Below are 7,890 nucleotides of genomic sequence, written 5' to 3'. Positions count from 1 at the left end.
GGCTGCGCGGTGGCGAGTCAACCCGTTCACTGATCGACGTGCTTTGCAGCACCTCGACCAATGAAGTTTGAACTATTCGAAAGATATAAGGAGACAGGCATGGACTTCGAAGGCATCTATTGTTTCGACACCGCGACGGTGCGCTTTGCGGTCTACCCTGACGGGCCCGGCGGCGTGCGCGTGGTGGGTCAGATTTCCGAGGAAACCCTGCACGACAAGTTCGGCGTGCGCGAAATCGGGCACAGCCTGCTGGACGCTTGCAAGAAGCATTTCGACACCATCGGGCCGGTCGCCATTGCACGGTACCGGGCCCAGCCGGGCCGCCCGATCACGCTCACGCTGGATGACTTTTCCGTTCGCCGCAGTGTCCAGCCGGTAATGCGCCATCGCGAGGAAGCGGCCGCGATGAGCGCCTGAGGCAGGCCCCTGAATGGGGCGCTCGCCGCCCGTGCAGCGCGGCCTCGCGGGCAACGGGCAACTCTCCGACACGGCGAGGCGGCGCAAGCCTTAGCGGCAGAGCCGTCCGCTCCGGCAGATTGGGTGCAAGCCAAGCGGGAGCCGCAGTCGTTCCTTGAACAGCCGCTCCGCTGGCCCCCAATCCAAGGAACGCCGTGCCGCTGAATCATTCACTCCAGAGCGAGCGAGACGCTTATCTGTTTCGAGAGGGAACCCACTCCCGCCTGTACGACGTGCTGGGCTGCCATCCCCGCGAAGAGGGCGGCGCCCATTTCGCGGTGTGGGCGCCCAATGCCGAGTCGGTGTCGGTGGTGGGCGACTGGAACTACTGGTCGGGCGATGCCGACCCGCTCACGCCCAGTTCCGACGGCACGGGCATCTGGCAAGGGCATGTGGCCCATGCCGCCGTCGGCCAGGCCTACAAATACCGCATCCGCTCGCGCCACGGCGGCTACACCGTCGACAAGGCCGACCCGGTCGCCTTCTGCGCGGAGCCGCCGCCCGCCACCGCCTCCCGCATCTGCGAGCTTTCGTACGAATGGGGCGATGCGGAATGGATGGCCAACCGCGGGCCGCGCAATGCGCTCGATGCGCCGCAGTCGGTGTACGAAGTCCACCTGGGCTCCTGGCGCCGCAGGGACGGCCAGTTCCTCGGCTACCGCGAAATCGCGCACCAGCTGGCCGACTACGTGACGAAGATGGGCTTCACGCACGTGGAGCTCATGCCGGTGACCGAGCATCCGTTCTACGGCTCGTGGGGCTACCAGACCACCGGCTACTTCGCGCCCACCTCGCGCTTCGGCTCGCCGCAGGATTTCATGTACCTGGTCGACCACCTGCACCAGCAGGGCATCGGCGTGCTGCTCGACTGGGTGCCTTCGCACTTCCCGACCGACGAGCACGGCCTGGGCTACTTCGACGGCACGCACCTGTACGAGCATGCCGATCCGCGCCAGGGCTTCCACCCCGAGTGGAGCTCCAGCATCTTCAACTACGGCCGGCCGGAGGTGCGCAGCTTCCTGGTGTCGTCGGGGCTCTTCTGGCTGAACCTGTATCACCTGGACGGCCTGCGGGTGGATGCGGTCGCGTCGATGCTCTACCTCGACTACGCGCGCAAGCACGGCGAATGGATTCCCAACCGCCATGGCGGCCGCGAGAACCTGGAGGCCATCGACTTCCTGCAGACGCTGAACCGCGCGGTCTACCGCGAGCATCCCGACACGGTCACCGTGGCCGAGGAATCGACCGCCTGGCCGCGCGTCTCGCGCCCGACCGACATGGACGGCCTGGGCTTCGGCGAGAAATGGAACATGGGCTGGATGCACGACACGCTGGCCTACATGAAAGAGGACCCGGTCAACCGGAAGTACCACCACCACAAGCTGACCTTCTCGCTGGTGTATGCCTTCCACGAGAACTTCGTGCTGCCGCTCTCCCACGACGAAGTGGTGCACGGCAAGGGTTCGCTCATCAACAAGATGCCGGGCGACCCCTGGCAGCAGTTCGCGAACCTGCGGGCGCTGTTCGGCTTCATGTGGGCGCATCCGGGCAAGAAGCTGCTCTTCATGGGCGGCGAGTTCGGCCAGCGCCGCGAATGGACGCACGACGGCGAGCTCGAATGGTGGGTCTGCGATCAGGAAGGGCACGGCGGCGTGCAGCGCCTGGTGGCGCAGCTCAACCGCGTGTACCGCGCCGCGCCCGCGCTGCACCAGGTCGACTTCTCGTCGTCCGGGTTCGAGTGGATCGCGGCGGACGATGCCGAACAGAGCGTGTTCGCCTTCCTGCGCAAGGCCGCCGACGGCAGCCCGCCGCTGCTCGTGGTGAGCAACATGACGCCGGTGCCGCGCACCAACTACCTGATGGGCGTGCCGCTGGGCGGCCGCTGGCATGAAGTGATCAACACCGACGCCGCCGAATTCGGCGGCGCGGGTTGGGGCAATTTGGGAGGCGTCGAAGCGGCGCCCGTGCGCTCGCATGGCCGCAGGCACTCCGTTTGCCTCACCTTGCCGCCGCTTTCGACCCTGATCCTGGAGCACCGTCCCTGATGAAGAACATTTTCTCGACCAAGACGCCGGCGGCCGCGGGCGGCAACGATGCGGGCATCGGCTTCGAGCACGGCGCCTCGCGCGCCGTCATCGATGCGGTGCTGCCCAACGTGGACAACGGCCGCTTCGCCGTCAAGTGCGTCGCCGGCGAACGCGTCGCGGTGCGCGCGCATTGCTTCACCGACGGGCACGACGTGCTTCGCGTGCAGCTGTGCTGGCGCGGGCACGACCAGAAGGACTTTCGCGAAGTGCCGATGAAGCCGCTCGGCAACGATGTGTGGGAGGCCGCGTTCTCGCCGCCGTCGGTGGGCCGCTATGTCTACACCGTCGTGGCCTGGGTCGATCCGTTCGAATCGTGGCGCCACGAGATGACCCGCCGCGTGGACCCGCAGGACGTGCGCATCGCCGCGCAGGTCGGTGCGCTCGAAATCGCCGCCGCGGCCGCCCGCGCCGAGGGCAGCGACCGGGTCGGGCTGCAGCGTTGGGCCACCGAGCTCGATGCGACGGCCGCCAACCCGGGCGCCGACATGACATCGCTGAAGGCGCTGGCGCTCGACGACGAATACGCCGAACTGGTGCGCCGCCATCCCGATCGCCGGCATGCAGTGCGCCATCCGGTCGAGCTGCCGCTGTTCGCGGACCGCGAGCGGGCCCGCTTCAGCACCTGGTACGAACTCTTTCCGCGTTCGGCCGGCACCGAGCCCGGCGTGCACGGCACCTTCAGGGATGTGGAAGCGCGCCTGCCCGGCATCGCCGCGATGGGCTTCGACGTGCTGTACTTCCCGCCCATCCATCCGGTCGGCCGCCTGCAGCGCAAGGGCCCGAACAATGCGCTCGAAGCCGGCCCCGAAGACGTGGGCAGCCCCTGGGCCATCGGCGCGGCGGAGGGCGGACACAAGTCGATCCTGCCGGCGCTAGGCACCGAGGAAGACTTTCGCCATCTGCTCGCGCGGGCGGCCGAGCACGGCCTGGAGATCGCGCTGGACATCGCCTTCCAGTGCGCGCCCGACCATCCCTACGTGAAGGCGCATCCGGACTGGTTCCGCTGGCGCCCCGACGGCACCGTGCAGTACGCCGAAAACCCGCCCAAGAAGTACCAGGACATCTATCCGTTCAACTTCGAGTGCGAGGACTGGCGCGGCCTGTGGGCCGAACTCAAGAGCGTGTTCGACCACTGGATCGGGCAGGGCGTGCGCATCTTCCGCGTCGACAACCCGCACACCAAGGCCTTCCCGTTCTGGGAGTGGGTCATCGGCGAGATCAAGCGCGAGCATCCCGACACGATCTTCCTGGCCGAGGCGTTCACGCGGCCGAAGGTGATGCACCGGCTCGCGAAGCTGGGCTTCTCGCAAAGCTACACCTACTTCACCTGGCGCAACACCAAGGCGGAGCTGCAGGAATACTTCACCGAACTCTCGACCGCGCCGGGCATCGACTACTTCCGCCCCAATGCCTGGCCCAACACGCCGGACATCCTGCACGAGCAACTGCAGGGCGGAGAAAGCGCGGTGTTCATGTCGCGGCTGGTGCTGGCGGCCACGCTGGCGGCCAACTACGGCATCTACGGGCCGGCCTACGAGCTGCGCGAGCACCTGCCGCGCGGCGCGGGCAGCGAGGAATACCTGAACTCCGAGAAGTACCAGCTGCGCCACTGGAACCACGACGACCCCGAAAGCCTGGCGCCCTTCATCGCGCGGGTGAACCGCATCCGCCGCGAGAACCCGGCGCTGCAGTGGGACCGCGGCCTGCGCTTCCTGCATGTGGAAAACGACCAGCTGCTGGCCTATGCCAAGGCCTCGCCGGGCGGCGACAACATCGTCGTCACCGTGGTCAACCTCGATCCGCACAACGTGCAGTCGGGCTGGATCGGGCTGGAGCCCGCGAGCATCGGCGTGAAGAACGGCCAGGCGTTCCAGATGCACGACCTGCTGAGCAACCAGCGCTTCACCTGGCAGGGCGACTGGCACTACGTGCGCCTCGATCCGCACAGCGCACCCGCACACATCTTCGTGGTGCGCCGCCGCCACGGCGACGAACGCGACTTCGACTATTTTCTCTAGGAAGGCGATCTGCCCATGAATGCACCCGTCTCCCATATCGCGCTCGAAACGGTCGAAATCGACAACAGCGACGATCCGCTCTGGTACCGCGACGCGGTGATCTACCAGCTCAACGTCAAGGCGTTCTTCGACTCCAACAACGACGGCATGGGCGACTTCAAGGGCGTGACCGCCAAGCTCGACTATGTGAAGGAGCTGGGCGTCAACACCATCTGGCTGATGCCGTTCTATCCGTCGCCGCTGCGGGACGACGGCTACGACATCTCCGGGTACGAGGACGTGCATCCGCAGTACGGCACGCTGGACGACTTCCGCGAGATGCTGGCCGAGGCGCACAAGCGGGGCCTGCGCGTCATCACCGAGCTGGTCATCAACCACACCTCGGGCGAGCACCCGTGGTTCAAGGCCGCGCGCCTGGCGCCGCCCGGATCGCCCGAGCGCGACTTCTACGTGTGGAGCGACACCGACCAGATCTACCAGGGCACGCGGATCATCTTCACCGACACCGAGACCTCCAACTGGACCTGGGACCCGGTGGCCAAGCAGTACTACTGGCACCGCTTCTTCAGCCACCAGCCCGACCTGAACTTCGACAACCCGGCGGTGCTGGAGGCCATCTTCAAGACGATGCGCTTCTGGCTCGACATGGGCGTGGACGGTTTTCGCCTGGACGCCATTCCCTACCTGGTGGAGCGCGACGGCACCAGCAACGAGAACCTGCCCGAGACGCATGCGGTGATCAAGCGGCTGCGCGCAGCCATCGATGCGCAATACAAGAACCGCTTCCTGCTCGCGGAAGCCAACATGTGGCCCGAGGACGTGCGCGAATATTTCGGCGACGGCGACGAGTGCCACATGGCTTACCACTTCCCGCTGATGCCGCGCATGTACATGGCCATCGCGCAGGAAGACCGCCATCCGATCGTGGAAATCATGGCGCAGACGCCCGACATTCCCGAAGGCTGCCAGTGGGCCATCTTCCTGCGCAACCACGACGAGCTCACGCTCGAGATGGTGACCAGCAAGGAGCGCGACTACATGTACACCATGTATGCCGCCGACATGCGCGCGCGCATCAACCTGGGCATCCGCCGGCGCCTGGCGCCGCTGATGGAGAACGACCTGGACCGCGTGAAGCTCATGAACGGCATGCTGCTGTCGATGCCGGGCTCGCCGATCATCTATTACGGCGACGAGATCGGCATGGGCGACAACGTGTTCGTGGGCGACCGCAACGGCGTGCGCACGCCCATGCAGTGGAGCCCCGACCGCAACGCCGGCTTCTCGCGGGCCGATCCGCAGCGGCTGTACCTGCAGCCGATCATGGACCCGATGTTCGGCTACGAAGCCCTCAACGTGGAGACGCAGGCGCGCGACAGCAGTTCGCTGCTCAACTGGACCAAGCGCATGCTCGCCGTGCGCAAGACCAGCCATGCCTTCGGCCGGGGCAAGCGGCGCTTCCTGAAGCCTGGCAACCGCAAGATCCTGGCCTACCTGAGCGAGTACGAAGGCGACGTGATCCTCACGGTGTTCAATCTCTCGCGCGCCGCGCAGCCGGTGGAGCTCGACCTGTCGGAGTTCAAGGGCTTCGTGCCGATCGAGATGCTGGGCCGGGCGCCGTTTCCGCCGATCGGCGAGCTGCCGTACCTGCTCACGCTGTCCTCGCACGGCTTCTACTGGTTCAAGCTCACTGCCGAGGCCGATGCGCCGAGCTGGCACCAAGAGGGCGTGGCGTTGCAGGAGTGGCCCACGCTGGTGCTGTTCGACGGCTGGACCAGCTTCTTCCGCGAACGCGTGATGCCGTGGCGCATCGGCATGTCCGAGCGCATGCGCACACAGTTCGAGACCGAGACGCTGCCGCGCCACATCGAGATCCAGCGCTGGTATGCCTCCAAGGGCACGACCATCCAGCGCGCGCGGCTGGTCGACCATGCCGTGTGGGAGGCGAACGGGCAGAGCTGGCTCTTGCCCGTTCTCGCCCTTGACGGCCCGCCCGGCGGCGCCACTTACTTCATGCCGCTCGCGCTGGCGTGGGAAGAGCGCGACGAGGAGCGCATGGCCGGCGTGGCGCAGGCCGCGCTGGCCAAGGTCCGCCAGCAGGCGCAGGTCGGCCTGATGGGCGATGCGTTCTACGACGAGGCTTTCTGCCGCGAGCTGGTGCGCACCATCGGCAAGGGCGCCGAGCTGCCGACGGCGAACGGCAAGCTGGTCTTCAAGCCCACGGCGGCCTTTGCCGAGCTCGCGGTCGACCTCGACGCGCTGCCCGTGGGCCGGCCCAGCGGCGTGAGCAGCAACACGGTGGTGACGCTGGACGAAACGCTGTTCCTCAAGGGTTATCGCCATGTGCGCGAAGGCATCAACCCCGAGCTGGAGATGGGCCGCTTCCTCACCGAGGTGGCGCGCTATCCGCACTGCGTGCCGGTGCTCGGCGCACTCGAATACATGACGAACGACGGCCGCACCATGACGCTCGCGATGGTGCAGCGCTATGTCGCCAACCAGGGCGACGGCTGGGACTACACGCTCGGCTACCTGGAGCGCTTCCTCCGCGACGTGGCCACCACCGACGGCAGCACGCCGGAGATGGCCGACGTGCACGGCGGCTTCCTCGCGCTCATGGCCACGCTGGGCCAGCGCACTGCCGAACTGCACCGCGCGCTCGCCACCCGCACCGGTGCCGCGGGCTTCGACCCCGAACCGCTCGCCGCCACCGACTTCGCCGCGTTCAAGACGCATGCGACCGACGACGCCACCGCCACGCTCGCGCTGCTGCGCGACCGCATCGAGCTGCTGCCGGCCGCCGCGCAGTCCGATGCGCGCACGCTGCTCGCCGCGGCGGATGCGCTGCACGCCGGCATCGCGGGACGCCGGCCGGTGGAGGGCGTGGGCATCAAGAGCCGCTACCACGGCGACTACCACCTGGGGCAGGTGCTGGTGAAGGACAACGACTTCGTCATCATCGACTTCGAAGGCGAGCCCGCGCGCAGCTTCGAGGAGCGCCGCACCAAGGGCTCGCCGCTGCGCGACGTGGCCGGCATGCTGCGCTCGTTCAACTACGCGCGCTGGTCGGCGCTGCGCCGGGTGGCGCAGAGCACCGAGGAGGCAGAGCGCCTCGCCGCGCCGGCCATTGCCTGGGAGCAGGCGACGCGCGACGCCTTCCTGGCCGGCTACGGCGAAGCCATCGACACCGAACTGCTCGCGCTGTTCGAGCTCGACAAGGCGCTGTACGAATTGCGCTACGAGCTCAACAACCGCACCGACTGGGCGCAAGTACCGCTGCACGGCGTGCTCGCGCTGATCCAGCCGGCCCGCACCTGACCCGCACGCCA

4 protein-coding genes are annotated in these 7,890 nt (G+C 67.3%); all 4 read left to right on the top strand.

Annotation, left to right across the window (positions count from 1 at the left end):
• Positions 1-99 precede the first annotated feature (99 nt).
• The 4 genes from M2282_RS21620 to treS all read left to right on the top strand — a co-directional run bounded on the left by M2282_RS21620 (position 100) and on the right by treS (position 7,879).
• Positions 100-417, top strand: a complete 318-nt coding sequence (locus M2282_RS21620; protein ID WP_280810821.1) for a hypothetical protein — start codon at positions 100-102, stop codon at positions 415-417.
• A 194-nt stretch (positions 418-611) separates the two neighbouring features.
• A complete protein-coding gene (gene glgB / locus M2282_RS21615; RefSeq protein WP_280810820.1) occupies positions 612-2,501 on the top strand; it encodes a 1,4-alpha-glucan branching protein GlgB in 1,890 nt (629 codons plus the stop codon).
• Positions 2,501-4,561, top strand: coding sequence for an alpha-1,4-glucan--maltose-1-phosphate maltosyltransferase (locus M2282_RS21610; protein ID WP_280810819.1), 2,061 nt, complete (start codon positions 2,501-2,503; stop codon positions 4,559-4,561). Before glgB ends, M2282_RS21610 begins: the two co-directional genes overlap by 1 nt.
• 15 nt (positions 4,562-4,576) lie before the next feature.
• On the top strand, positions 4,577-7,879 hold the full coding sequence (treS, locus tag M2282_RS21605; protein ID WP_280810818.1) for a maltose alpha-D-glucosyltransferase: 3,303 nt from the start codon (positions 4,577-4,579) through the stop codon (positions 7,877-7,879).
• Positions 7,880-7,890: the final 11 nt, after the last annotated feature.

Source organism: Variovorax boronicumulans (genome assembly GCF_029892485.1).
In the GTDB taxonomy this organism is placed as follows: Bacteria; Pseudomonadota; Gammaproteobacteria; order Burkholderiales; family Burkholderiaceae_C; genus Variovorax; species Variovorax boronicumulans_B.
Note: the sequence above shows the minus strand (reverse complement) of the source record. Positions and strands in the feature narration are given on the sequence as shown.

What these genes read in the sequence shown, in the direction of transcription:
- M2282_RS21620 (WP_280810821.1), top strand. Translation starts at nt 100, where the DNA reads ATGGACTTCGAAGGCATCTATTGTTTCGACACCGCGACGGTGCGCTTT.
- M2282_RS21610 (WP_280810819.1), top strand. Translation starts at nt 2,501, where the DNA reads ATGAAGAACATTTTCTCGACCAAGACGCCGGCGGCCGCGGGCGGCAAC.
- treS (WP_280810818.1), top strand. Translation starts at nt 4,577, where the DNA reads ATGAATGCACCCGTCTCCCATATCGCGCTCGAAACGGTCGAAATCGAC.